Origin of the sequence: Streptomyces sp. NBC_01176, assembly GCF_045039825.1 — a bacterium.
Classification (GTDB): Bacteria; Actinomycetota; Actinomycetes; order Streptomycetales; family Streptomycetaceae; genus Streptomyces.
This window is the reverse complement of record NZ_CP108600.1, coordinates 8,114,665-8,138,906: the sequence shown is the minus strand read 5'-3', so window position 1 is coordinate 8,138,906 and position 24,242 is coordinate 8,114,665. Positions and strand designations below refer to the sequence as shown.

Annotated in this window: 19 protein-coding genes and 1 pseudogene; 9 read left to right on the top strand and 11 right to left on the bottom strand. The window is 67.6% G+C overall.

All coding sequences use genetic code 11. The features are described from left to right. The first annotated feature begins 19 nt into the window (after positions 1 to 19). Complete coding sequence (locus OG199_RS35425; RefSeq protein WP_207314486.1) at positions 20 to 238, top strand: hypothetical protein; 219 nt, start codon at positions 20 to 22, stop codon at positions 236 to 238. 50 nt (positions 239 to 288) lie between these two features. On the opposite strand, the gene OG199_RS35420 is transcribed toward OG199_RS35425, so the two are convergent. Further along, positions 289 to 513: a hypothetical protein gene (locus OG199_RS35420; RefSeq protein ID WP_207314487.1), complete on the bottom strand. Its 225-nt coding sequence runs from the start codon at positions 511 to 513 to the stop codon at positions 289 to 291. A gap of 934 nt (positions 514 to 1,447) precedes the next feature. Here OG199_RS35420 and OG199_RS35415 point away from each other — a divergent pair. Then, the gene (locus tag OG199_RS35415; RefSeq protein WP_372446631.1) at positions 1,448 to 1,774 is read left to right on the top strand and encodes a PASTA domain-containing protein; all 327 of its coding nucleotides are present in this window, start codon (positions 1,448 to 1,450) and stop codon (positions 1,772 to 1,774) included. Between the two features lie 69 nt (positions 1,775 to 1,843). Then, a pseudogene (locus OG199_RS35410) lies at positions 1,844 to 2,095 on the top strand (DNA polymerase III); the annotation flags it as partial. A gap of 135 nt (positions 2,096 to 2,230) precedes the next feature. On the opposite strand, the gene OG199_RS35405 reads toward OG199_RS35410, so the two are convergent. Continuing rightward, positions 2,231 to 4,045, bottom strand: coding sequence for a UvrD-helicase domain-containing protein (locus OG199_RS35405; protein WP_207314488.1), 1,815 nt, complete (start codon positions 4,043 to 4,045; stop codon positions 2,231 to 2,233). Continuing rightward, positions 4,042 to 6,204: an ATP-dependent nuclease gene (locus OG199_RS35400; protein WP_405832907.1), complete on the bottom strand. Its 2,163-nt coding sequence runs from the start codon at positions 6,202 to 6,204 to the stop codon at positions 4,042 to 4,044. The genes OG199_RS35405 and OG199_RS35400 overlap by 4 nt, the downstream gene beginning before the upstream one ends. Positions 6,205 to 6,694: 490 nt before the next feature. On the opposite strand from OG199_RS35400, the gene istA reads away from it, so the two are divergent. Then, positions 6,695 to 8,290, top strand: a complete 1,596-nt coding sequence (gene istA, locus OG199_RS35395; RefSeq protein ID WP_393101037.1) for an IS21 family transposase — start codon at positions 6,695 to 6,697, stop codon at positions 8,288 to 8,290. Beyond that, positions 8,290 to 9,063: an IS21-like element helper ATPase IstB gene (gene istB / locus OG199_RS35390; protein ID WP_285530201.1), complete on the top strand. Its 774-nt coding sequence runs from the start codon at positions 8,290 to 8,292 to the stop codon at positions 9,061 to 9,063. The genes istA and istB overlap by 1 nt, the downstream gene beginning before the upstream one ends. Here the strand turns inward: istB and OG199_RS35385 are convergent. Further along, positions 9,060 to 9,572 carry an SUKH-4 family immunity protein gene (locus tag OG199_RS35385; protein ID WP_393101401.1) on the bottom strand — a complete coding sequence of 171 codons (513 nt, stop codon included), beginning with the start codon at positions 9,570 to 9,572 and terminating at the stop codon, positions 9,060 to 9,062. The genes istB and OG199_RS35385 overlap by 4 nt on opposite strands. Positions 9,573 to 9,838: 266 nt before the next feature. Here OG199_RS35385 and OG199_RS35380 point away from each other — a divergent pair, with 266 nt between their 5' ends. Further along, entirely contained in the window at positions 9,839 to 10,372 is a 534-nt protein-coding gene (locus tag OG199_RS35380; protein WP_405832905.1) for a hypothetical protein, read from the top strand. Here OG199_RS35380 and OG199_RS35375 read toward each other — a convergent pair. From OG199_RS35375 to OG199_RS35355, 5 genes are all read right to left on the bottom strand, one after another. Beyond that, complete coding sequence (locus OG199_RS35375; protein WP_207314493.1) at positions 10,339 to 11,733, bottom strand: phospholipase D-like domain-containing protein; 1,395 nt, start codon at positions 11,731 to 11,733, stop codon at positions 10,339 to 10,341. The two genes, OG199_RS35380 and OG199_RS35375, sit on opposite strands and share 34 nt — an antisense overlap. After that, positions 11,717 to 15,154: a serine/threonine-protein kinase gene (locus OG199_RS35370; protein WP_242643502.1), complete on the bottom strand. Its 3,438-nt coding sequence runs from the start codon at positions 15,152 to 15,154 to the stop codon at positions 11,717 to 11,719. Before OG199_RS35370 ends, OG199_RS35375 begins: the two co-directional genes overlap by 17 nt. A gap of 612 nt (positions 15,155 to 15,766) precedes the next feature. Then, positions 15,767 to 16,012, bottom strand: a complete 246-nt coding sequence (locus OG199_RS35365) for a hypothetical protein (RefSeq protein WP_401806219.1) — start codon at positions 16,010 to 16,012, stop codon at positions 15,767 to 15,769. 548 nt (positions 16,013 to 16,560) lie between these two features. Then, on the bottom strand, positions 16,561 to 17,772 hold the full coding sequence (locus OG199_RS35360; protein ID WP_405832903.1) for a low temperature requirement protein A: 1,212 nt from the start codon (positions 17,770 to 17,772) through the stop codon (positions 16,561 to 16,563). 84 nt (positions 17,773 to 17,856) lie between these two features. Further along, positions 17,857 to 18,456 carry a helix-turn-helix domain-containing protein gene (locus OG199_RS35355; protein ID WP_356799227.1) on the bottom strand — a complete coding sequence of 200 codons (600 nt, stop codon included), beginning with the start codon at positions 18,454 to 18,456 and terminating at the stop codon, positions 17,857 to 17,859. 162 nt (positions 18,457 to 18,618) lie between these two features. Here OG199_RS35355 and OG199_RS35350 point away from each other — a divergent pair, with 162 nt between their 5' ends. The 3 genes from OG199_RS35350 to OG199_RS35340 all read left to right on the top strand — a co-directional run bounded on the left by OG199_RS35350 (position 18,619) and on the right by OG199_RS35340 (position 21,688). Then, positions 18,619 to 19,437: an SDR family NAD(P)-dependent oxidoreductase gene (locus OG199_RS35350; protein WP_356799229.1), complete on the top strand. Its 819-nt coding sequence runs from the start codon at positions 18,619 to 18,621 to the stop codon at positions 19,435 to 19,437. A 65-nt stretch (positions 19,438 to 19,502) separates the two neighbouring features. Beyond that, the gene (locus tag OG199_RS35345) at positions 19,503 to 20,459 is read left to right on the top strand and encodes an SDR family NAD(P)-dependent oxidoreductase (RefSeq protein ID WP_405832900.1); all 957 of its coding nucleotides are present in this window, start codon (positions 19,503 to 19,505) and stop codon (positions 20,457 to 20,459) included. Between the two features lie 452 nt (positions 20,460 to 20,911). Further along, positions 20,912 to 21,688 carry an SDR family oxidoreductase gene (locus OG199_RS35340; protein ID WP_401806227.1) on the top strand — a complete coding sequence of 259 codons (777 nt, stop codon included), beginning with the start codon at positions 20,912 to 20,914 and terminating at the stop codon, positions 21,686 to 21,688. A 105-nt stretch (positions 21,689 to 21,793) separates the two neighbouring features. On the opposite strand, the gene OG199_RS35335 is transcribed toward OG199_RS35340, so the two are convergent. Beyond that, the gene (locus OG199_RS35335) at positions 21,794 to 23,074 is read right to left on the bottom strand and encodes an MFS transporter (RefSeq protein WP_405832897.1); all 1,281 of its coding nucleotides are present in this window, start codon (positions 23,072 to 23,074) and stop codon (positions 21,794 to 21,796) included. A 441-nt stretch (positions 23,075 to 23,515) separates the two neighbouring features. Continuing rightward, positions 23,516 to 24,151, bottom strand: coding sequence for a GPR1/FUN34/YaaH family transporter (locus OG199_RS35330; RefSeq protein WP_401806231.1), 636 nt, complete (start codon positions 24,149 to 24,151; stop codon positions 23,516 to 23,518). Between the last annotated feature and the right edge of the window lie 91 nt (positions 24,152 to 24,242).

Sequence of the window (24,242 nt, the reverse complement as noted above, 5' to 3'; positions counted from 1 at the left end):
TGCTCAAGGGAGCAGCACCATGACCCGGGACAACGATCCCGCGCGCGTCCAGCCGCCCAACCTCGCACCCGTCCCGCAGCAGCCCGCTATCGGTGCCGGCCTGCCCGCCGCGATAGCCCAGGGCGCCGCCCAAGGGGCCGCCCGGGCCATCACGGCCCGGCTAGTGGACAAGTTCCTCACCAACCCGCCCGACTGGCTCAGAACCCTGTGGCACGCGCTACCGAGACCCTGGGAGTAGCCACCGCGGCCGGGCAGGACCACCTGCCCGGCCGTTGGGCCGCTCGGACATCAGAAGGCGCTGATCTCGTGGGCGGGTCCGCCGCGCCACTCCACCCACCGCGGGTCGTCCAGGATGGCATCGGAATCGGCGAAGCCGGTGCCCTCGAGGAACACGACCAGGTCGTGGTCGCTGTAGGCGGTCCCGAGGATCTCGTCCCGCCCGCTGCTGTGCACGGTGACTCCCCGGCCGCCCGTACGGGAGGGCCGGTGCACTGCGATCGGTGCCCTGGTCACGCCTCCCAGCGTGCCCCGGCCCGGTTCGGTGAGCGAGTCGGCCCGTAGCCCTGAGCACCGTACGCCAGGAAGGGCACGCGGGTATGTATAGCACCCGGAAGTACGCGTCGGGGACACCGCAAGCGCCTTCAGAACCTCGCCCCCGACTACCTCCGGGAAGACCCCGACGCCTGAGCGCCGCACCGAGATCGTCACCTGCCCGACCCGGGTTGGGGGACGACGTCGGTGCACTTCCTCACGGGATACCCGGTGCCGCACAGTAGTTCCATCCCTGTCCATCCGCGAGCCCCCCACGGAACCGGCCGATGGAACGGGCCGATCTCCTTCCACGACGACGGCACCGTCATGGCCCTCAGCGTCCTCCCCATCCGCAGAAGGCAACCTCACTGAACGCACCGCAGCGTCGCCACCGCCCGCCCCGAGCAGAAGGGACATAGACGCCCCGACCCGACAGGCCACATCGTTCGCCCCCCCAGAGAGACCCGCCGCGACACGCCCGTACCCCCGTCGGCACCTGCCGACGGGGGTACGCATCTCTCACATCGCTCTCACCAACACCGCGGACGCTCCTGGATCACAGCGGCGTGACCTGCACTTACGTGCCTTCCCTAGACCACCCTGGACCGCACAAGACACGATCTACAACCTGTGCCATGTCGTACCACAGGACTCGCACGCCAACACCACAGATCACGGACCAAGATCCGGACCAGGTGCGGACCAACTCGGCGAAGCCGCCAAGACGGCCAGCGACGACAAGCCGACTGCCGACGCGCCCAAGAAGGCGACCGTCCCCGACTTCGTCGGCATGGGCCTGCAGTCAGTCGAGGACAAAGCGCAGGGAGCCGGTCTCCATGGGCTCACATCCCACGACGCACTTGGCCGGGAACGTATACAGGCGTTCGACCGGAACTGGAACGTACGCAGTCAGACCATGGAGGCTGGCGCCTTCAAGCCGACCGACACCGACCTCGACTTCGGGGCGTTGAAGCTCAGGGAGGACTGCCCGGCGAAGAACGAGAAGCCGCCGACCGCTGAAGGCGGCAAGGTGCCGAACTTCGCCGGCGAGTCGGTCAAGGCCGCCCGCTCCGCCCTGGACTCCGGTGTCTCCCTCACGGTGAAGGATGCCCTGCCGGACGACCGCTGGGTACTGGTCGAATCGAATTGGAAGGTGTGCACGCAGGAGCCGGCCGCGGGCACATCGCTCAACGGGCAGCCGGTCACTCTCAAGGCGGTCAAGTTCGAGGAGTCCTGTCCCTGACCGTCAGTCGGGCTGCAGTAGGGCACACGACGCCACGTAAGTCACCGAGTTGATTGGGCAACCCACGCGATGAGTCTCGTCTCTGCTGGCTTGGATATACCCACCGCAAGTGACTACGCCTGCGACTGGGCGCTGATCGATGTAGAAACCTGAGTACTCGTACCCCGACGGGACCGAATGCTGTCCGTCGCTGTGGTGACGATCAGCCCGGAAGGCGAACAGTCCGGAGAGTTCTCGACCCTGCTCAACCCTGGATGCGACCCGGGGCCGGTCGAGGTACACGGGCTCATGGCTGAGCGACTGCGGGGCGCTCCGACCTTCGCCCACCTCCTCCGTGATCTTTGGCGGCCGGGAGCTGCCCGAGGTCGTCATGAGGCGATCGCATCCGGGCGACCAGCAACCCAGGGCATCCCTTGTCGGGGTTGGCCCGGGGATCCGTCCGGCCTGCCTCGTCCCTCATTCGCCACCCACCACCGTATCCCCGTCGAACCGCAGCGACATGATCCGCGACTCGCCGACCCACTCCCGGAGGGTGTCCAGTGCAGCGGGCTCAAGTTTCGTGGTGAAGAGGATGGCCAGATGCTCTCTGGCCCGTGAGCATGCCACGTAGAAGAGGTTGCGTGCCCTGATAAACGCCTCCAGTTCCTTGTCCATCAGTTCGTCGCGCCGGGAGAAGTTAGCCAGCATCTCGGGGATCTGGAAGCGGGAGTGTCCCTTGCTGACCACGGCGAGGACCCGGTTGAACTCCAGTCCTTTGACGCCGTGTTGTGTGGCGAAGGGCGTGCCGCCGCCGAGGTGCTCGTTCAACGCCAGCAACTCCGCGTACGGCACCTGGCGCAGTTGTTGGTACTCCTTCGACCACGCCGCCGCCCGGGCTTCGGCCTTGTCGTCACTCACAGCCTGCGGGTCGGTGCCGGATGGTGACACGGCCTTCCGGTGACGCTCGCGCACCTTCCCCAGGCCGTCGAAGAGCTGCTGCTCAAGACAGAGGTCGAGGACGTCGCCGACCGTGCCCGTCTTGCGGGCCTCCCCCAGTTTCGTCAGGAACGCCATCCATTCCTGCTTGTCGGCCGACGAGTTGATGGGTGGGCGGCCACGGGGGTCGAGTGCGTCGAACATCGCGCCGTAGCGCTTGTTCCGGTGGTGGAGCAGGGCCGGTTCCAGCGTGTCCATGAAGAAGGCCATGGCGTGGTCCTCCTTCCTCACGTAGGAATCGTTGCGCCGAAAGGCCCCGTGGAGCTTCTGATATCCCAGTTCGCCGGCGATCGTCTCGTGCGTGAGCATGAGGATCTTCGTGCTGGGCTCCTCCGCCCGCGCCTGGGCATCGTGACCGGATGCCCCGATGCTCCATAACCGGTCGCGGACGTCGTCCAGTACCCATTTCCGGGCCGCGTGGGCCGCCTCCCAGCCGAGCTGACCCTTCCGGTGGTGGGTGAGCCTCGTCCCGGCCCATTCGTTCGTGTAATAGACGGCGACGGTGCCCTCGCCAACTCCTGACGCCGTCGTCTGCGTCAGTTCGGGACGCATCGTGTTCAGGAGGTTCACGACGGCGCGCTGCGAGCGCCGATTGCGCCGTCTGAAGACCGGTGTCGGGCGGGCGTCCTCGAGTGCCCCGCACGCGTTGTCGTAGATCTGCTGCCAATGGTCCCCGAAGAAGCCGCAGAGGGGGCCGCGCGAGGTGGCCTCATCGCCCGGCGTGCCCAGCATGGCCTCCGCCAGACCGGCGGGGGTGTCCTGGTACTCGTCCACGAAGACGATCGGGAACCGGTCGGCAGCCAGGGCCCGGAACTTGGGAAGGGCGAAAAACGCCCTCGCGAGGACGGGCAAATCGTTGTGACCCAGCTGCACGCGACGGCTGTCGTGGTCCACTTTCTGGAAGCCGGTGCTGTAGTCGACGGTGTAGCCGTCCAGTGAGGTGTGGCCCTCCATCTTCGACAGCATGAGGTCCAGCTCGACGATGTGGCGCAACAGGTGCTTGGGGAAAGGGGAGAGCAGCTGCCACAGGAAACCATGGATGGTTTCGGCGAACACGTACGGGCTGCGGTCGGTACGGCTGATGATCTCGTCGCGGGCCACATTGGTGTAGGTGACGCAGGCGATGCGCTGGTGGGGCCGCGGGAGGTAGCGGGGGCGGTCAGCCAGGATGCTCTGGAGCACCTCGATCAGTGAGCTGGTCTTGCCCGCACCGGCACCGGCCTCCACCTTGAAGTGACGGCCCGCCTGGAGAGCCGTCAGGATCGTGTGCGTGACGTCTTCCGCCTCGGTCGTCACTGGACGTCCGCCTTCGTCGCCGTCCCGTCCTGTGCCATGAGCCACTCGAGGCCGCGCCTGATGTACTTCGGGACCTGCCAGTCGTGGTCTCCGAGGACGTGGTCGAGAGCGAAGTCGACCTTGCTGCACCTGGTCTCCACGCTGCTACGGGCCTGTTGTTCCAGTTCCTCGGCGGGAGCGGCACCCGTGGGGATACCGAACAGGGCCCGGTTGGCCAACGCGAAGGCGTCCTCGAAAGTGCGGCCGCACGGACCGCCGGGCTCCTCCGGCACCTGGTAGGCGAGGCACATGCTGCCGCCGACGATCGGCGGGTCCGTCTCGGCCCGCTGCAGCAGCTCGGCCACCGTGATGTCGGCCATCTCGGGGGACCACGCCCTGATGGACTGGTTGGACGTGCGTCCGGATTCGGACACCAGGCATTTGCGGATCTTGGGCTCCCTGTCGTCGACGGGATCAAGATCCGTGATGATCAGGGCTGGGATCCCGAGAACCTTCAGCAGCGGATAGAACCTGTGGGCATGCGCCCCGCCGACCTCCATCAAGGTCACGTACTGGTGCTGGGGCGTCTCTCCGGGCCTCCTCGCCGCCAGCTTCTCCTCCGCAGCCGGGACGAAGATACGCTCGCTGGCGCCCTCGACGAGGATGGCCTTGTCCGCGAAGTAGAGGTCGGCCCGGGTGAGGGTCAGGTACTTGCGGAGGAACCTCTCGTCGCCGGTCACCTGGGACAGGTCCTTGATGACAGTGCGGGCCGGCCCCGGCTCGCTTCCGCTCTCCACGGTGTCCTCCTCCTTCCGGAAGTACCGGATGTCGGAGAAGTGTCCTCGGTTGGCCACGTGTGCCGAGTGGGTGGTCACCACGAACTGAGCGTTCCACCGGGGGCTGCTGTCGATTGCGGTGCTGCTCTCCTCGACCGCTCCCTTTTGCCCGGGCATCGTCGCTCTCATCTGCGCGTCGATCCGGGGGAACAGATTGACGGAGTACGTGAGTCGCTGGATGAAAGCCTCCTGCATCTGCGGATGCAGATGGGCCTCCGGTTCCTCCAGGAAGACGAGATGGATCCCCGACTCCGGAGAGGTCGCCGTGTGGTCGCGGTAGCAGGTGAAGAGCCTGAGCAGAATCATCACCAAGTTCCGCGTACCGAGGCCGTTGTACGACTCCGGGAACCGCACACCGGCCACTCCCGGATAGTGAATGCGCGCGAAGTTCCTGAGCAGCCTCTTGGAGTCCAGCCGGGCGGCCGTGACGAACTCCTGGTTTGCCAGACCCGGATAGCCGAATGCCTTCAATGTCGGCGCCACCCGTTCGCGGACCTTCTGGAGGCTACTGTCGAGACTGCCGGAGGTGTCCACGAGTGTCCTGTCGATGTTCGCGGCGAGCTCCTCCAGCCACGTCGCGTTCTGGCTCTTCTCCGCCGCGGTCAGCAGTTGCTCGAAGACCGCTCCAATTGGTGCGGCATGCCCGTCGCTCTCGTCGTCCAGCCCTCGCTGCGCCTCGACGAAGTCCACCCTCACCAGGGTGCGCACGTCCGCGAGGTCGACCGGTCGGACGTTCGCCTCATCGGTCGGGTCGACCGCCATCACCGACATCTCGAAGTGCTTCGGGATGCCTCTGCCCAGCTGCTCAAGCGTGGCCGTGGCATCCGGCCCCACCGGCACGCCGCCGAAGAACTCCTTCAGGGCACCATCCCCCAACGCGAAGGCGAACCTGATCACCACCTCGGAGCAGTCGGGGTCGAGATCCACCACGAAGGGGGCCAGGGGTCCGTACTGGCCGCAGTCCTTGTCGTAGGAGATGTGGAGGGTGAGGGTGACTGCCGGAACCGTGTCGCGCGCCTGCTCCGCCTCACCCGAGGCGAAGAGGCGATGGGCGGCGAGGAACTCCTCGTAGCAGTCGGCGGAGAAGTCTTCGATGCGCAGCGCGGCCTTCTTCCTCGCCACGAAGAATTCGAACAGTTTCGCCAGCGAGGTCTTTCCCGTGTTGTTGCGGCCGACGCACAGTGTCACCTTGTCCGTGAAGGAAAGCTCGGTTCTGCGGAGCAGCCGGAAGTTACGGATGACCGCCTTGGTGAGCCGGGGCGGCACCGGGACTACGGTCCCGTGTGGTTCGGCGGAGCCGTCTCGCGGGCCTGGGATGGCACGCGGATCACTGGGCTGGGTCATCGCGGCTCCTTGCTGCGCTCGTACACACCCTGGGACGTCCGGCGGGAACACACAGCAAAGGGAGCCACAAGCCCCATGAGATGCCGTCGCCCCCTCAGGATCTGGGGCCGCATCTTGTCACCATAATTCTCTAAATGCACAGCGGTCGCATTTGATTCAGTTTCGGTCGCCCATCGATCTGAATCAACTCCCAAATGTTCGAGATACGGCGCCCATGCGGCCACCACCTCATAGGCCGACGGACCGTGTGAGGGATGGCCACGTACGAGGCGCACAGCGTGACCGGTGCTCAGTGTGAGCGTTCACGTTTTTCCCCATCTCGGGTGGTTTGAGCTTCATGTAATTCCTCATCCCGACTTCTCCTAATTGGCCATGGGTACGACGGAGTTCAGGAACGAGGGACCTGGTCACCGCGGAGGCGTGTGGGCGGCCCTGGGCCTGTGGTTCGGAAGGCCGATGGTCAGCCCGGATGGCAAGGAGAACGTTCGTCGTGGTCGACATCACCGAGATCTATGTCCACTGGTACGCGGGCCGCTCGAAGAGCGAGCTGGCAGCGTCGCTGGGGGTGGACCGCAAGACGATCAGGAAGTACCTGGAGCCGGCGGAGGCGTCCGGGATCACGCCGGGCGGGCCGCCGATGCGGGAGGCCGACTGGGCCAAGCTGATCAAGAGCTGGTTCCCCGAACTCGTCGACCGGCGGCTGAGGCAGATCACCTGGCCGGACATCGACCAGCACCGTGACTACATCAAGAACCTGCTGGGGACGGTGACGGTCTCCACGATCCACCAGCGCCTCCGGGATGAGCACAAGCTGGACGTGTCGATCTCGTCGTTCCGCCGGTGGGTGCACGCCACGCTCCCCGACGAGACGGCAAGGTCCCAGGTCACGGTCTTGCGCGATGACGTCGAGCCGGGCTCGGAGGCTCAGATCGACTACGGCCACCTGGGTCAGTGGACGAATCCGAAGACCGGTAAGCGACACCGGATCTGGGCCTTCGTGATGGTGCTGCCCTGCTCGCGGCACATGTTCGTCCGCCCGGTCCTCTATCTCCACCAACACGCCTGGACCGAAGCCCACGTCGCCGCCTTCCGCTACTTCGGAGGCGTCCCGCGCCGGCTGGTGCCGGACAACCTGCGGACCGGCGTCGACAAGCCCGATCTCTACGATCCGAAGATCAACAAGGCGTATGCCGAGCTCGCCACCCACTACGGCGCCTTGGTGGATCCGGCCCGCGCCGCCAAGCCCAAGGACAAGCCGCGGGTCGAACGCCCGATGCCCTACATCCGGGACTCGTTCTGGCGGGGGCGGGAGTTCACCTCGATCGACCACATGCAGGCCGAAGCCGTGACCTGGAGCCAGAAGGTGGCCGGCCGGCGGCAGTGCCGGCCGTTGCAGGGAGCCGCCCCGATGGCGGTGTTCGAGGCCGTCGAAGCCGAGACCCTGCTGCCGCTGCCGCCCACTCCGTTCGTGTTGGCCCGCTGGTCGACGGCGCTGGTCGGCCCGGACATCCACATCAAGGTCGGCCGCACCCTCTACTCGGTGCCCTGGAAACTGATCGGCCGCCGGGTTGACGTCCGCTCGACCGCCACGATGGTGCAGGTCTTCCTCGACGGCGACCTGGTCAAGACCCACGTGGCACTTGAGCAGGGAAAACGCACCGACAGGACCGACTACCCGCCGGAGAAGATCGCCTTCCAGATGCGCACGCCGATCTGGTGCCGGACCCAGGCATCCGAGGTCGGGGACGCCTGCCGGACCGTGGTCGACCAGCTGCTGGAGGTCAACGCGCTCTACCGGCTCCGCGCCGCCCAGGGAATCCTCGGCTTGAAGAAGAAGTACGGCGACGCGAGGCTGGAGGCCGCCTGCGCGAGGGCCATCACGGTCGGAGATCCGTCCTACCGGACCATCAAGGGCATCCTGATCGCCGGCACCGAGACCGATCCGGAGCCCGAATCGAGCGGGGACGCGGGAGCCGCGGCCTTCCTCCACGGGCCCAAGCGGCTGTTCGCCTCCGTCGCCCCGTCCGAGACGGCGGATGAACTCCACGACGACCAGGTCCACGGCGAAGCTGAGGGAAGCATCTGATGAGCGTGATGGACTCTGCCCTGCGTGAGTCGCTGAAGTCGCTGCGGCTCTCGGGGATGCTGGAAACCCTCGATGCCCGCCTGGCCCAGGCCCACGGCGGCGAACTCGGGCACCTCGACTTCCTGCAGGTCCTCTGCCAGGACGAGATCACCCGCCGCGAGACCGTCGCCTTCCAACGGCGCCTGACCCGGGCGAAGTTCGAGCAGCAGGTCACCCTGGAGGAGTTCGACTTCACCGCCTCCTCGAAGCTGCCGGCCGCCCAGATCCGCGACCTCGGAGCCCTGCGCTGGCTCCATTCGGGCGAGTCGGTCATCCTCTTCGGGCCGGTCGGGGTCGGAAAGACACACGTCGCCCAGGCCCTCGGCCACCTCGCCGTCCGCCAGGGCGCCCACGTCCGCTTCGCCAAGACCAGCCGGATCCTCGCGGACCTCGCCGGCGGCCACGCGGACCGCACCTGGGACAAGCGGATCCGTGAACTGGTACGGCCCGACGTGCTCATCCTCGACGACTTCGCCATGCGCCAGCTCGGAGCGGCCCAGGCCGACGACCTCTACGAACTGGTCAGCGAACGGCAGGGCCGGTCCCTGATCATCACCAGCAACAGGGCGCCCAGCGACTGGTATCCCCTCTTCCCGAACCCGGTAGTCGCCGAGTCGCTCCTGGACCGACTGATCAACACCAGCCACCAGGTCATCATGAACGGCCCCAGCTACCGCCCGAACAAGCGCCCCAAGAACCCCACCGACAAGCCCGACAAGCCCCCGGTCCGCTAGGACGTGGCCGACGTCTCCTCGGGGCCAAGCGCCCCGAGCTCGACTTCCTCAAAGACGCGTGACCACCAGGAGTCTTCGTCCTCGAACACATCCGGGTCACTCTGACGGGCCTGCCCGATCACGTCTTCAACGAAATCCTCGTAGTCGTCTTCGGCTTCGTTCCTGCCCGAGAAGACGAAACCCTCCCATACATCCAGGATGCGTTGCAGACCCACTACCGAGGAGTTGACCAACCCGTACTGATGGTCCACGTCACCTTCATAGCCGCGGACCATCCAGACTTCACCGCTGTCGATCAGCAGCCAGTAGGTATTGACGCCGTCCTCGAACGCGCCTAGGAACACGGCCCGGCCTTGGGGAAGATCCCGTACCGACAGCTCTCGACCGGAGTCCCTCACGAACATGCGATTGCAGTCGGCTGGCAGCCCGCGCCCGCTCAGGGCACGCGCCACTTCCTCGCCCACACCCAGGCTTGCGAGAGCAATCGAGTCATACGGAAACCACCCCATGCTCGCCAACCTGCAGCCTCCATCCGGCGCGTCTACCCAGCCCGATCCTCTCAGACCGGTAGATCGTCCACCGGGCAGGGCCTGGGGAATTGCGTGAACTTACCCCTGGGGAATAACGCGAACGTTCACACGCCTCCGCCTACAATCTCACCTTCGCCCCCGGCCGGAGCCGGGCGGACTTCTTCGGAGAGTGGACCGTCGGCGGTTATGTCGTCGCGGAAGCCAAGGGCCGCTCAGGCCCGCTGACGAAGGAGCTGCGCGAAGCGATGGAGGAACAGAAGAGGACAGTCAGGACCATCAAGGGCGAAGTGCCGAAGATCGCATACGCGAGCGCGGTGCACTTCTGCTCCCCCCATAGCCCCATGCGTCTGACGGCGATCGACCCGGACATAGCCCACCCTCGCGCCGTAGACCTTCCCGTCGACCCGGACCTACATGTGCTGGCCTACTACACGCCGTTCCTGGACGCCTTCGCCCATCAGGAACCACTCATTCTGGGCGACTACGTCGTGGCTGGCTTCGCGGCGCTCGGCGTGACGCTCGGGGTCTTGGCGCCGGTGCTGCAGCGTGTGGAACGGGCGGCTCGGCGCAACGAAATCGCGGGCCTTCACGACGACATCCTGGGCCTGCTCGCCCGCCACCGGCCTCGCCAGGAGCGCACGCTCTACATCGACGGCACTCTTTTCGCGGCAGACTGGACGGTTCCTGAGGACCGGCGCCGCCCGGGCCGTCGGGACAGCGAGGTGCAGGACTCCACGGTGCTGGCCTATCGGCGGTTGTCGCCAATGAGTTCGAGGTAGCGGGCATAGTAGACGTCAGATTTCTCCCGATTTCGGATCAGGGTGCCCTCCTCCACCCGGTAGGTGCGGTCCGGATCACCCTTGAAGGAGAGCCAGTTGAAGGAGGTGGTCACCCAGGCATCGTCGAAGAGGAGGATCTTGGCATGGTTGCTCTTGAGGCGCGCCACGTGCAGCTTCTCGGGGTATCGCGCAGCGAGGTTGTTCAGCCTTCTGATGGCATTCGGGTCGGTCCTATTCTCGCTGTCGTCATAGCCGTAGGCGATGTCGACCTTCACGCCACGCTGCAGTCGGCGTTCCAGTTTGCCGACGAACGCCGTGGTGACGATCGCGCCGGTGATCCACGGTGAGATGATCAGGATGCGTTTCCGGGCGCTGGTGAGGGCTTCGTCGAGGAGCTCCGGGTGCTCGAAGACACCGATTGCTCGAATCTCCTCTGCCTGCGACTCTAGGGCCTTCGGCTCTGCAGGGAGGGGTGCCGGGGAGTTGAGCTGGACGGCGGCCTGCTCTGCGCGTTTCTGAGTGACCTCCTGCAGGGGGATCCGGGCCTCTTCGAGGTCGGGTTCCAGCAGGGGGCGCTCAGGCTCGGGCTCTACGTTGATACCGAGGCCCTTGGCGCCGCCGAAGCCGATCAGTTCGATCTCATGGCGGTCGCTCAGTTCGCCATCGATGACGACACCGAGCTCGATGTCAGCGCGTTCAGCGTCCGCATAAACGAGGAGCTTGACCGGCAGGACATGACGGGTTCGGGTCTGGACGATGCTTTTGACCTGCAGGACTTCGCGGGTGGTGGTGCCGTTCTCCTGAAGTAGGGAGGTGATCTCCTCGGCGGTCACCTCGCCGTCCTCGACGGGACCGGAACGCGCGGCAGGCAGCATGATCATTCCGGCTTCGGTGGCCACGTCCCGGGCGATGGTGCTGCGGCGGCTGTAAGGGGAGGCCCGCCACAACATCTGGTCGAAGACGAGGGACTGGCTGACCCGGACCGGGACGATGGCAGCCGCCTTCGTCGCGGTGAAGCGGCCCTTCTCGGTCAAGCGCAGCCGCGGAACGGGCGCTGTGCCGGGCACGGGAGCAGTCCATCGCAGGTCGTCGGAGCCGAAAAGGACCGCCACGGTCTGGTTCACCATGGCGACGTCCAGGCCGAGGAGCCCCGCGATGGATTCCGGTGTTCTCTCCCCTTGCTCGACGAGCCGCAGGACGTACTCCTCCAGCAGGGGGATGTCCTTGCTGTCCTGGGCGAGGACCTCGGTGGTGATGCGGGCGACGGGCAGGGCCGCGTCGACGATGCCGACGAGGTCGAAGCCGGTGCGGGCATTTCCGAAGCGGACGGCCAGCAGGCTGTCCTCACTGAACGTTGACATCGCGGATCTCGCAGTCTTCCGGGTGGCTGCTCATATAGTCGAGGACGTTGCGCAGGGCGCCGGGTTTGCTGCGGCAGAAGCCGGCGTCCCCGACGATGATCAGCCCGAACCGGGCGCGGGAGAGAGCGACGTTGATGCGCCGCCAGTAGGGCTGCCCCAGGAACCCGAACCGGCCGTCGGAGTTGCTGCGGGTCACGCAGAAGACCGCGAGGTCGCACTCGCGACCCTGCACGGCATCCACAGAGAGCACCTCGGGCGTGAAGTGCCTCAGCTTCTTCTTGGCTAGCTGCTTCTTGAGTGTTTCGACCTGACGGCCGTAGGGCGCGATGACCAGAACCTCCAATGGCTTGCCGCCGGGCGGCTGGACCACCCCCTTCCCGATCGCATGGTCGATGACCTCCAGACGTTTCTCTGCGATCTGCGCTTCAAGCCGGTTGGAGACGCTGGTCTCGGTGCCTGATCGCTCCGTCTCACGCCGCCCCGGATGAAAGCTGGTGTCCATCCAGAGCACAGGCCGGTTGATGCCCCTGTACCCCGGTAGCTCGTGCGGATTGGGAGAGAGCAGTCCGTTGTCGTAGAAGCAGCTGCTGATCATGTTGCCGATGGCAGGAGTCATCCGGTACTGCTCGCGCAGCAGGTGCTTGACCGGCAGCTGCGTATTGTCCGCCAGGTGCTGGAACAGCGTCGTCTGCACGATCTCCGGGGTCAGCTGGTGGTCTTCCATGGCCTTGCCATTGCGCAGCAGGTCCTCGTCGATCGGCGGGAGCTGCTTGGTGTCCCCCACCAGCACCCACCGCTTCGCCCGGGCCAGCGGGACCAGCGCCTCGGTCGCGGTCGCCTTCGACGCCTCGTCGAAGATGCACAGGTCGAAGTCCAGGGAACGTGCTGCCGGATGCCCCAAGAAGCCCAGGGCCGTGCCACCCACCACATTCCGGGTCCGCAAGAAACTGGCGATCAGGTGCGGGTCGCTGCCGATCCGCTTGAGCCATTCGCCCTGCAAGCGCAGCAGCCGCATGAGGTTCTGTCCGGGACCATCTGCCGGAAACAGAGCCTCGACGGCGTCCCGGCACTCCCGCGCGGTCATGGTCTCGCGCAGGGTGAGGTCACCGTCCAGGGCACTCTGGATCTCGACGACCAGGGCCGCACGCTGTTCGAGGAGTGTCTCCCGGCGGGCGCCGACGGTGACCGCTTCCTCTCCCAGTTCCCGCGCGGAGGTGGTGCGGTCGGGCAAAGGCTGAGCGGTCAGTTCCACGAGGCGGCCCTCAACGTGCGCGAGGTCGGTGGCGACGGCGGCCGCCTCCTCCAGCAGGAGTGCCGCCTTCAGGTGCCGTGCCTCCAGCTTCTGCCGGATCGCGACCGCTTCCAGGTGCCTCTCCGCCCGGGCCCGAACACTCTGCGTCCATCTCTTGACCTGCCGGTCCAACAGCAGCGCTTGCGCGGCGGGATCGATACGCGGATCGTCCGGGCGCCCCAAACGCACCAGGCCGTCGATACCCGCCTCCTCCAGACGGCGCAACGCGTTGTCGATGGCGATGTGGGTCTGGCTGACGATGAGAATTCGTGCGTCCGGCTTGCGGCTGAGGGTCTGCTCAACGATCTCCGCGATCACCGTGGTCTTACCAGTGCCAGGCGGCCCCTCGACCAGGACCAGGTCCTGCGTCCCCAGCGCGCGCACGACGACATCCCGTTTGCTCTGGTCAAGGTCGGCGCGGACCCAGGAGGTGACCTCGACCGGAGGCAGGACCGGCATCTCCTGCGGATTCTCGATGATCTTGCCCAGGTGAGGGTTACTGCTCTGCTCGGCGGCGACCGTGGACAGCGCGTCGCGCTGCCGGTTGATGGCGCTCTGGCTGGGGCCAAGGAAGGGCAGCAAGTAACCGCGGCGTGGCAGCGCCGTCTTGGCACGAGTCATCCGGAGCTGGACGGTGTCCTCGGTCCGACTGGTGACGACACCACGGTCGATGGGCCGACTGTAGGGGTATTCCACGACCGACCACTCGTCGCCGATCTCCATCACCGTTTCTGTGGCACCCAGACGGAAGGACCGCGTGTACGAGGTGCCCTCCGTCCTGTCGTAGGCGACGGGCTGCCGCCCGTTCGCCGCGATCTCCTCGCGGGCCTCCAGGACGTGCCGCCAGCCATCGAAGAGGTCCCCGAGGTTCTGCCGCCGGTCTTCGCGACCCTTCTCCTCGCGGGCCTCGACATGCGTGTTGAGGCCCGCCAGCAGCACGTTCAGCCCGCGGTTGGCCGGGTCCTCGCCCGGATCGTAGAAGGTCCAGCTCAGAATCGGATCAAGCTTGAGTGCAGACTCCCGGCGCTTCGCCAGCCATTCCTCCGGCCGCTCTTCTGCGGACACGATGACGCACCGGTCGGAGTTGTTGTCGTCGCCGGCCATGCGCAGGAACAGCTTCCGGCCGAAGACCCGCACCGTCCCGGTGTCGACCTCTTTCGTGGCCGGGTTCCAGCCGTAGTCGACATGCACCGTGCCCGAGATGTCGGACATCACCTCCGACTTGGCGCGCGCCATGACCTGGTCGAGGCTCAGTCCCTCGCCCTCCGGCACGGTGACGAGCTTCTCCGCGGCGTTCTTGGTCATCTTCAGCCACACCGAGTTGCGCTGCCGCGCGTCACGGTTGCCGCACCGTCGCTCCACCTCCAGCAGTTGGTGCTCCAGCACGATGGCGTTGGCCGGCCTCTTCTGCGGTTCGAGGTCGATGCAGGACTTCAGAATCGCGCGGACATCGGTGTCCATCTCTAGCTCGTCCAGCGCGGACAGCAGTCCGGGGTAGTCGCGGGCCTTGCTGTTGGACAAGATCTGGATGGCCAGGACGGCGTACGCGTAGACATCCCTGACCCAGCCGACGCTGCTCTTCTCCAATGGCTTGTACAGGCTGGAACCGTAGTCAGCGACCGTGTGATCCGTCACGGACGCCCCCGCCGTCTCCACGACCTTAGCGATCCCGAAGTCGGCGAGCTTGACCGTGCCGTCACTGGTCAAGAGGACGTTTCCAGGCTTAATGTCTCGGTGCTCCACCCGCTGCTCGTGAGCGTAGGCGAGAGCAGATGCCAACGGCCGCCCGATCCGAGCGAAGTAGGCCGGCCAGTCCAGCGGACGGCCCCCGCTCATCTCGTCCTTCAGGCTCCTGTCGACCCACTCCAGGACGATGAAGTACTGCTCCAGCTCTTCGTCCCAGCCCGAATCCAGCATCCGCACGATGTTCGGATGGGTCAGCGCCCGCAACGAGGCGGTCTCACGGTCGAGGAAAATCCGCGTGCTCTCCTCGTCGTCGCGCCGCTTGAGCAGCTTCACCGCCGCGTAGGCGCCCTCCGGGCTCAAGACATCCACTGCCTTGCGCACCTCGGACATACCGCCCTGGCGCTTTTCCGCCTGCGGCAGCAGATGAAACCGCCCGTTGATCATGCCGGTCACACGCGGCTCCTCACCCATCAACTGCCGTGCATTTTCGCGTCCTTGACTATCCTTTCAATAGATCATCGCCTCCGGGTCGACTTCGTCCACAAAGCGGCAAGGAAACGCCCCATCGGGTACGAGCCGACACCCCCCATCCGCCACCGCGTGCGGCACTACACGGCCCCGCCGCCGGCCCTGGCTGACATCCAAGAGCACGCGCGAACAGTGTCCACAGGTTCTCCACGGAGCAGGGACATGTAGGCCGTGCACAGCCGGCGGACCAACTGGCCTCTGCCCAGGGCCACCAAGGCCAATATGCGGACCAGGCCCGGACCAACTCGGTTGCGCATTTGAGCGTTCGACCCATTGCCGCAGGTCAGAGGTGGATAGGCCCGTGTACCACCAAGAGACGAAGAACCTCCTGGTGTCGTACTCGCCGAAGAAGCTGGGCTTCTTCTAGACGCACGAAGAAGGCGCCTGACCTGGGTTTTCACCCGTCAGGCGCCTTTCACTCGGCGCGCTCTCGAGCGAGCCCGGCCTGCGCGCCAACTCCCGGTTCCTCCCGCTGCGGTACCCCTCCTGACCGGCGACTCCGGACCGGTCACGGACCAAACCCCCGGTTCAGCCCTCGGGTGCGTCACCTCGGCTGACGGGCCGCCACTCGTTCATGGACTGGGGACGGCGAAGCCGCGGGTTGCCGGCAGCGGACGGATCTCGGATCGCACGGGTGACCGTGGAGCGGTCTACCCGATGGAGCTCCGCCAGGGCCGCGTGCGGGAGTTGGAAGCGCAGCGCCACCCGGGTGACGACGACGCGGTCGACGAACACCAGGCGCGGCTGGAGTCCGGTGAAGATACGTTTGGACAAAGCCGTGCGTCCCAGGTATTGCGTCACGACAACACCCGAGCCGCACGGCCTACTTCATGCCTCGGCAGTGCCTCGATCGTCATCACGCACCACGTCGTAAGGTACGGCCTATGTCTGACAGATCGATGTCTACGGGCCGCATATGGGCAGTCCTGCTCGGGGTCGACGCTGTGGTTGCTGCGTCGGCCATCGTGGTGTGGAGGCAGAGCGGAACACCGTGGACCGAAACCTTGGTCAGTTCGGGTGTGGTTGCTCTTGCGGCCCTGATAGCCGGCCCATGGACGATAAGGCGGACCAGGGCAAGGGTCGAGGAAGCAATGCGGCAGCAGCGTTGATCCGGTTCGGTCGCCTCTGAGAGTGCGGTACGTGACGTCATGCCCGCTTCGGTCCTGGGGTTGGGTAACGGGCCCTGGTGAACTCCGGCTTCTCCGCCAGGCCGGGCGTCACCGACCGGTCCCGGCGGTGAGGTATCTCGTCGCCGAGACCCTGCTTTTGGAGCCGCTGGTTGTTCTTCGGGTCGGTGTTGGGGCGGAGTCGGCCGCCCTCGGTCACAGTTCGACCGGCTCGTCCCGCGCCAACCGGCGGGCCACGGCCAGGAGCCAGGGGACGCCGAGGAGGAAGACGAGAACGAGCCCGAGAACCAGCGGTGCGGGACGTACGGCCCCCAGGCCCAAGGCCATCAGTGCGGCGATGGCGCAGGTCCCGGCCAGCGGCCGGTAGAGAGCGCGTTCCTCGCGCCACACACGCAGGGAGGTCGCCAGCACCATGGTTGTAGCAAGGACCGTGGCCGCGCCCCCGCAGAGCGTCCAGGCGACGGCGGCGGGCGTGCGACTGTCGTGGGCGTGCTCGACGAGGACCACGCTCGCGGCGCCCATGGCCGCCATGGTGGCCGCGAGCGGCAGCTGGACCAGGAGCCACTGCACGGTGCTCGCACGGGTGGGACGCGGCAGACGGTGTCCGGCGAAGTCGAAGTAGGTCCACCAGGAACCGAAGCTGACGACGACGGCGACGAGTCCGACGGCGATGGTGAGCGAGTTGGTCGGCTCGTGGGACAGGCCCTCGACGACGCCGACCGCGGTCTCGCCGAGCACGATGATGACGAACAGGCCGAACCGTTCGGCGAGCGGGTCGGTCACGCTCAGCGCGACCACCCGCACCGGGGTGGCCCAGCCCATCATGAACACGAAACCCGCCAGGTAGACGAGGACCAGCAGGCCCCAGGCCGTCGTGCGGTCATCCCCCGGCAGGACGGCGCTCGCGGCGAGGACAACCGCGCACACAGCCGTCCCGCCCACGTACAGCCCGCTGGAACGCCGGAACTCGGGGCTGTCACCGCGTGAGGCGAACAACCACAGCAGCGCGAGGACCGCGAACATCACGCCCGCGTTCACGGCGAACGCTGCACCGTGCTCGCCGCCCGCCTCCGGGATGAACGCGCCCAGTGGCACGAGCACGAGGATCTGCAGCAGGAACATGACCCGGCTGCGCGCGTCGTCGTGGCCGTGCAGTTCGTGGTGGAGGCTGCCGTTGAACCAGGCGATCCACACCAGCGCGAACACCACGGTGAACTCGAACAGGCCGTGCCAGGTGAGGTGTTCGGCGAAGTGGTGGGCCGCCTGGCCGACCAGGACGACCACGACCAGGTCGTAGAAGAGTTCGAGTGGTCCGACGGACCGCTCCGGCGGCTGCTCGCCATGGGGCCGAGGAGGCTGCCACAGGTGGCGCCGCAGCCCGGCCCACTGCTCGTGTCGCGAGCTCATGTGCGCACCTCAGATCGCAGGCGGAGGAAGGTCCCGGGTACGGTACAGGCGTCCGCCGCCGGGTCACCGGACGGCTGTCGGCCGTCAGCCCTCGGCCGTGCCGGGGCCCGTCTGGCGCAGGCAGCGCTCCAGGCGCCGCAGGAAACCGTCGAAGGACTCGTCCGCGGGCCAGGTCTCGTACGCCGTGAGCGTGGCGGCCACCGCGATGTTCAGCTGCAGGGTCGCAGTGAACTCGTCGGACCCTGCCGACCCCGCCGATCCGTCAGGCCCGGTGGTGCGAGACGCCACCCAGCTCCTGAGGTCGGAGAAGAACTGCTCGCCGAAGTTCTGCGCCGACTGGGCGAAGGCGGGCGACTGCGCCTTGAGGCGGCGCAGCAGCGGCATGCCGTCGCGCAGGCTCTCGCAGAACCCCGTGAGGATCGCGGTCAGGGAGTCCCAGAGTGGCTCGTCGGCGGGGCGGTCGCGCATCAACTCCTGCCATGAGAGCCGCTCCTCGGGGTCCTGGTCGAGGAGTACGGCCTCCTTGCCGGCGAAGTAGTTGAAGAAGGTGGCCCGCGAGACGTTCGCCGCGGCCGCGATCTGCTCGACAGTCGTGGCCTCGTAACCCTGCTCCTCCACGAGCCGCAGCGCGGCCGCCCGGATGGCGCGCCAGGTCGCCAGCTTCTTGCGCTCCCGCAGGCTCATGCGCTCTCCCCTTGCACGGTCTCTTCCATGAGGGCATCCTACGGCCCGATTCCTGGATGAGTACATTTTTGGACGCGTCTAAGTTTTGGGCTACGGTGGAGTCCGAGCCGGGAGGCACACCCCCGGCGGCCCCCCATCCCCACCCCCTCCGAAGGAGAAGTCATGAGCAAGGTCTGGTTCATCACCGGTACGTCCCGCGGTCTCGGTCGCGGGTTCGCCGAGTCCGCGCTCGAGCGCGGGGACAAGGTCGCCGCGACCGCCCGGAACACGGCCGCACTGGACGACCTGGTCACCAAGTACGGCGAGGCCGCGGTCCTGCCCCTGGCACTCGATGTCACCGACAAGGCCGCCGTCAGCGCCGCGGTGGCCACCGCGCACGAGAAGTTCGGCCGCCTCGACGTCGTCGTCAACAACGCCGGCTACGGCATGTTCGGCATGATCGAGGAGATCACCGAGCAGCAGCTGCGCGACCAGATGGAGACCAACCTGTTCGGCGCCTTCTGGGTCACCCAGGCCGTCCTGCCGATCCTGCGCGCCCAGGGCAGCGGCCACATCGTGCAGATCTCCTCCGTCGGCGGCGTCGCCGCGTTCCCCTCCCTCGGCGCGTACCACGCCTCCAAGTGGGCCCTCGAAGGCTTCAGCGAAGCCCTCGCCCAGGAGGTCAGCGGCGCCGGGATCAAGGTCACCGTCGTCGAGCCCGGCGGCTTCAGCACCGACTGGGCCGGCTCCTCCGCCGGCCAGGCCGAGCCCAACCCCGCCTACGACCAGGTCCGCACGGCCATCACGGCCCGCCTGGGCGACGCCCGGTACGCCGACCCCGCCGATGCCGCCATCGCCCTGCTGCAGATCGTCGACGCCGAGAACCCGCCGCTGCGCGTGCTCTTCGGCACCGAACCCATCGAGATCATCGAACCCCTCTACGCCCAGCGCCTGCAGACCTGGGCCGACTGGCAGCACGTCTCCCGGACCGCGCAGGGCTGACCGGCCCGATCCGCCGGATCGCTCCACGCGTTCCCGTCACACGTCACACGTCAGGAGTCTTTCTCATGTCCGCATTCAAGAAGTCCCCCGCCTTCGGAGCCACCTCGACCGCCGCCGAGGTGCTCGACGGAGTCGATCTACGGGGCCGCCGAGCCGTGGTCACCGGTGCCGGTTCCGGTGTCGGCGTGGAGACGGTCCGCGCCCTCGCCGCGGCGGGCGCCGACGTCACCCTGGCCGTACGCGACACCGATGCGGGCGCCGCCGTGGCGTCCCGCCTGCGGGACGAGCTCCCGTCCTCCGCCGGGACGCTGTCGGTGGGCCGGATCGAGCTGTCCGACCTGGCGTCGGTCGCGGCGTTCACCGCGGCCTGGAACGGCCCGCTGCACATCCTGGTCAACAACGCCGGCGTCATGTCCCCGCCGCGGATCACCCGTACCCCAGAGGGCCGGGAGTGGCAGTTCGGCGTCAACCACCTGGGCCACTTCGCGCTGGCCACCGGCCTCCGCCCCGCGCTCGCCGCCGCCGACGGCGCTCGCGTGGTCGCGGTCAGCTCCATCGGCCACCTCTTCTCCCCGGTCGTCTTCGACGACCTGGATTACCGCTACCGCCCCTACGACCCCTGGACGTCCTACGGCCAGTCCAAGACCGCCACCGCGCTGTTCGCCGTCGGCGCCGCCGAACGCTGGGCCGACGACGGAATCACCGCCAACGCCGTGATGCCCGGCAACGTCGCCGCCACCGGCCTGGCCCGCAACACCGACATGGACGCCGTGGCCGGGATGCTCGCCACCGGCGAACTCGTCCTGCCCCCGGGCAAGACCGTCGAGCAGGGCGCCGCCACCACCGTCCTGATGGCCGCCTCGCCCACCGTGGCCGCCGTCACCGGCCGCTACTACGAGGACTGCGCCGAGGCCCAGCCCGTCATTGAACGCGCCGGCGCCGTCGCCGGGGTCGCCCCCTACGCCCTCGACCGCGACAACGCGGCACGCCTGTGGACCGCATCGGAGGCGTTCCTCCGCTAGTCCGGCGCACGGGAGGACAGGACACCGCCCGGGAGGCGGTCTGATCTTGTGCCCGCGGCCAGGATCCGGGCCCTTCCGGACCAAGGCTCCTGAACGGGTGCTCTACCTGTCAGGCGCCCTCCCCGGCGCACATCTGGGCCAGGGTGGAGTGCTCTCTGCTCCGGTCCATCCCCCGGTGTCGGCGGAACCCGCACGGGGCGCTCGGCGCCGGGCGGCCCGGCAAGTACCTGTCGGCTCGGTCCCCACCGACTCGGTCCCCACCGACTCGGTACCTGCCGACTCGGTACCTGCCGACTCGGTATCTGCCCGACCCGCTCAGAGCTCCCCGCTCAGAACTCCCCGCTCAGCGCCTGCTCGCAACGGTTGCGCGGGGGGTGCGGCGTGGTGTGATGGATGTGGGGCCGCTGAAGATCGGTTCTCCCTGTTCCCCCCCCCCACGGAAGAGGCACATCATGTCTACGGAAACGTCTGCCAAGCCATTGAGTGGCCGGGTCGCCGTGGTCACCGGTGCGTCGAGCGGCATCGGCGAGGCGTCGGCCGAGCACCTGGCGGAGCTGGGTGCCGCGGTGGCGGTGCTGGCACGGCGTGCGGACCGGCTGGATGACGTGGTCGCCCGGATCCAGAAGGCCGGCGGCACCGCGGTGGCGATCACCGCGGACGTCACGGACGAGGCGGCGGTGCGGACCGCTGCCGACCGGGTGGCGGCCGAGCTGGGCGGCGCGGACCTGCTGTTCAACAACGCGGGCGTGATGCTGCCCGCCCCGGTCGAGGAGCTGGCCACCGACCAGTGGAAGCACCAGATCGACCTCAACGTCACCGGCCTGATGAACGCCATCGGCGCGTTCACCCCGCAGCTGGTCGCGGCAGCCGGCGAACGCGGTGTGGCCGACCTGATCAACACCTCGTCGATCGCGGCGCAGAACATCTTCCCGAACTTCGCCGTCTACTCCGCCACCAAGGCGTACGTCACCCATCTCTCGCGTCACCTGCGGGTCGAGCTGGGCCCGAAGAACGTGCGTGTGTCGGCGATCGAGCCGGGCATCGTCGGCACCGAGCTGCAGAGCCACGTCACGGACGACGGAGCCCTGCAGTGGCTGGACGGTTCCAAGGAGACGATGGAATGGCTCACTCCGCAGGACATCGCGGAGACCATCGGTTTCATCGCCTGTCTGCCGCCGCGGGCGAACCTCCAGCAGGTCACGATCATGCCCACCCGTCAGCCCAGCTGACCTCGGCGTGACGGGGTCCGCCCGTTCCGTGGGCGGGTCCGAACGGGTTGCGCGCCGGTTCGGGACTCTGCGCCCCGGGCGCGGTACGGGGGGGCACCTCGGCGGTCAGCTCTCGACTCTCTCGGATCTCCCGGATCTCCCGGATCTCCCGGACGCTGCCGCCGGTCCCTTCGCCACGGCGCTTTTATTGCGGGTGCCGGTCGTCGCGAAGGGCGAGTAGCGCGGTACCCAACGCAGCAGAGCCGCGGCCGCGAGGATCCCCACGCCCCCCATCGTGGCGATGCCGGCCGCCAGACTGCCCAGAGAAGCCGCGGCCGACACGATCAGGGGACCGCCCGCGCTTCCGGAGTCGGCGCACAACCGCCAGACGCCGAGGAACTGGGAGCGGGTTCGGGGCGGCGCCACATCCGCCCCCAGAGTCATCAGGATCCCACTGCCGATGCCGTTGCCGAAGCCCATGAGCATCGCCACCACGGTCAGCGAGACCAGGCCGTGGGTGAGCGGCAGACAGGCCATGGTCAGCCCCAGGACGAGCATCGAGGGCACGGCGATCCACAGTCGTCCGGCTCGGTCCATGACCTTGCCCGACGGATAGAAGGTCAGGGTGTCGACCAGTCCGGCTATCCCGAAGACGACGCTGGTGGACGACGGGCTCTGGCCCAGATGTTCGGCCCAGAGCGGCAGGACGGCCTGCCGGGTGGCGCGGACGGATCCCACCAGCACGACGGCGACGCCGAGGGTCAGGAAGACCTTGCGCTGAGCGCGTACGACCGTGCGCACCGAGACCGGCGCCGAGCCGGAAGGACGCCACGGCGTCGGTTCTGCGACGTCCGGCACGATCAGCAGGACCACGGCGGTCACGGCCGTGCACAACAGGGCCAGCCAGTACACATTGCGGACCGGGCCGACCGCCAGCACGGCCGCACCGATGAACGGGCCGATGAACGCGCCCACGCGCACCATGCCGCCGAGCGTGGAGAGCGCCCTCGCCCTCAGCTCGACGGGGATGACCTCGGTGAGGTAGGCCTGCCGGGCAAGGTTGAACACCGCGTTGGTCGCTCCGGTGGCCGTCGCCGCGAGCCCCAGTTGCCAGGCGCTCCTGGACAGGGCGCCCCCGGTCAGCGTCACCGCGGCGATCCCGGCGGCGATCAGCATGGCCTTGCGGTCGCCGACCCTCGCCGCCAGAGCTCCGGCCGGGACATCGCCGAGGATCTGTCCCACACCGAGCAGTGCCAGCACGAGGCTGGCGGTGCCCACCGAGGCGCCGAGAGCCCGGGCGCTGAGCGCGAGTACCGGCGCGAGTGCGCCCACGCCGATCTCGAAGATGAGCGTCGGCAGGAAGACGGCCGGTATGAGGCTTCGCAGCGAGACGGGAGAGGAACTCATCGCCTTCTGCCCCTGCCGAGGACCGCGGTGGCTGTCGACGAGGCCGCTCTGTCCGCGGCGGCAGGTACGGCGGTCCGAGGCGGGGCGGTGGTCAGGGTCGGTGCAGATGACATGGAAAACGTACTACCAGGTCGTGCGCTGTGGAGCAGGCGGGGTGGCTGCCGCTCCACCGCGGACCTGGGACGGTTCCGGGCCCGCAACTCCGCGTTCGGCGGGAGGATTTGCCGCCGGGCCCGCGGCTGTGGACGGACAGTTGCATCGCATCGTGATCAAACTCACGAGTGGCTCTGAGAAGCCCCTGTTGCCGCGGTCTGCGGTACCGACACCCCGACGGTGCACTTCCGTTCGCCTTGGAGCGTGACTGTCTGCTTCACCGGTTCGGAAGTGCCGCCGGCAACCCGATGGACGAGCGTCGGCACCCGACCGACAGGGCTCTCCGCATCACAGCTGTTCGCGTACGCCGGGTTCGCCGAGAAGTCCGGGTGGGGCGGCGCTGAGCTTGCCGTTCATCGCGCCCACTGCTTCGCCCCGCCGCAAGAGCGGAAGGACGGCGCGGGGCCACGCGTTTTCGATCAGCAGGGCGAAGCCGAGGTAGGCGGCGGCCAGGGCGGCGGCACATGCCACGCACCCGGCCGCGCGTTGAAGGCCGGAGGATCCTGTCAGGTCGTGGAGCCCGTCCAGTACCGCTCGGGCGGAACACAGGACGAGGACTGCGGCGATCAGGGGCTTGGCGCGTGAGGAGACGACCGCCACGCCCGCGACGACCACCCCGAACGAGAGGGAGAACAGTCCGAGCACGGTGGGAGTGGATCCGGGGCGGCTGACGATGTCGAGGAGGCCGAATGCCAGCCAGCTCGTGGTGAACAGGCCGAGCGTGGTGGCCCCTACGGTGTCGCGGCCCAGGAAGGCCATGACGGTGGCGATGAGCTGGAGCGGGAAGGCGTAGCTGGCCAACAGGACGCCGACCAGTAGCTGTTCGTCCTCCACCCAGCCGAGACTGTCGGCAGCCAGGACGATCATGCCCAGGGCGAAGGCCAGGTATCCCAAGGGAAGGCTGGTGGCGATCGGCCTCAGCATCACGCGGGTCCGGGGAGCGCTTGTTCCGTGGGAGAGCTGGTCCGGTGAGGCGTGATCGGATTCAGTTGGCGGCGCGGTCAATGTCTCCTCC

Coding starts and splice junctions, on each gene's coding strand:
- OG199_RS35400 (WP_405832907.1), bottom strand. CDS start 6,204: ATGACCCAGCCCAGTGATCCGCGTGCCATCCCAGGCCCGCGAGACGGC.
- OG199_RS35340 (WP_401806227.1), top strand. CDS start 20,912: ATGTCTACGGAAACGTCTGCCAAGCCATTGAGTGGCCGGGTCGCCGTG.
- OG199_RS35335 (WP_405832897.1), bottom strand. CDS start 23,074: ATGAGTTCCTCTCCCGTCTCGCTGCGAAGCCTCATACCGGCCGTCTTC.
- OG199_RS35350 (WP_356799229.1), top strand. CDS start 18,619: ATGAGCAAGGTCTGGTTCATCACCGGTACGTCCCGCGGTCTCGGTCGC.
- OG199_RS35330 (WP_401806231.1), bottom strand. CDS start 24,151: ATGCTGAGGCCGATCGCCACCAGCCTTCCCTTGGGATACCTGGCCTTC.
- OG199_RS35380 (WP_405832905.1), top strand. CDS start 9,839: ATGGAGGAACAGAAGAGGACAGTCAGGACCATCAAGGGCGAAGTGCCG.
- OG199_RS35415 (WP_372446631.1), top strand. CDS start 1,448: ATGGAGGCTGGCGCCTTCAAGCCGACCGACACCGACCTCGACTTCGGG.
- OG199_RS35375 (WP_207314493.1), bottom strand. CDS start 11,733: ATGTCAACGTTCAGTGAGGACAGCCTGCTGGCCGTCCGCTTCGGAAAT.
- OG199_RS35355 (WP_356799227.1), bottom strand. CDS start 18,456: ATGAGCCTGCGGGAGCGCAAGAAGCTGGCGACCTGGCGCGCCATCCGG.
- OG199_RS35370 (WP_242643502.1), bottom strand. CDS start 15,154: ATGATCAACGGGCGGTTTCATCTGCTGCCGCAGGCGGAAAAGCGCCAG.
- OG199_RS35425 (WP_207314486.1), top strand. CDS start 20: ATGACCCGGGACAACGATCCCGCGCGCGTCCAGCCGCCCAACCTCGCA.
- OG199_RS35360 (WP_405832903.1), bottom strand. CDS start 17,772: ATGAGCTCGCGACACGAGCAGTGGGCCGGGCTGCGGCGCCACCTGTGG.
- OG199_RS35385 (WP_393101401.1), bottom strand. CDS start 9,572: ATGGGGTGGTTTCCGTATGACTCGATTGCTCTCGCAAGCCTGGGTGTG.
- istB (WP_285530201.1), top strand. CDS start 8,290: ATGAGCGTGATGGACTCTGCCCTGCGTGAGTCGCTGAAGTCGCTGCGG.
- OG199_RS35345 (WP_405832900.1), top strand. CDS start 19,503: ATGTCCGCATTCAAGAAGTCCCCCGCCTTCGGAGCCACCTCGACCGCC.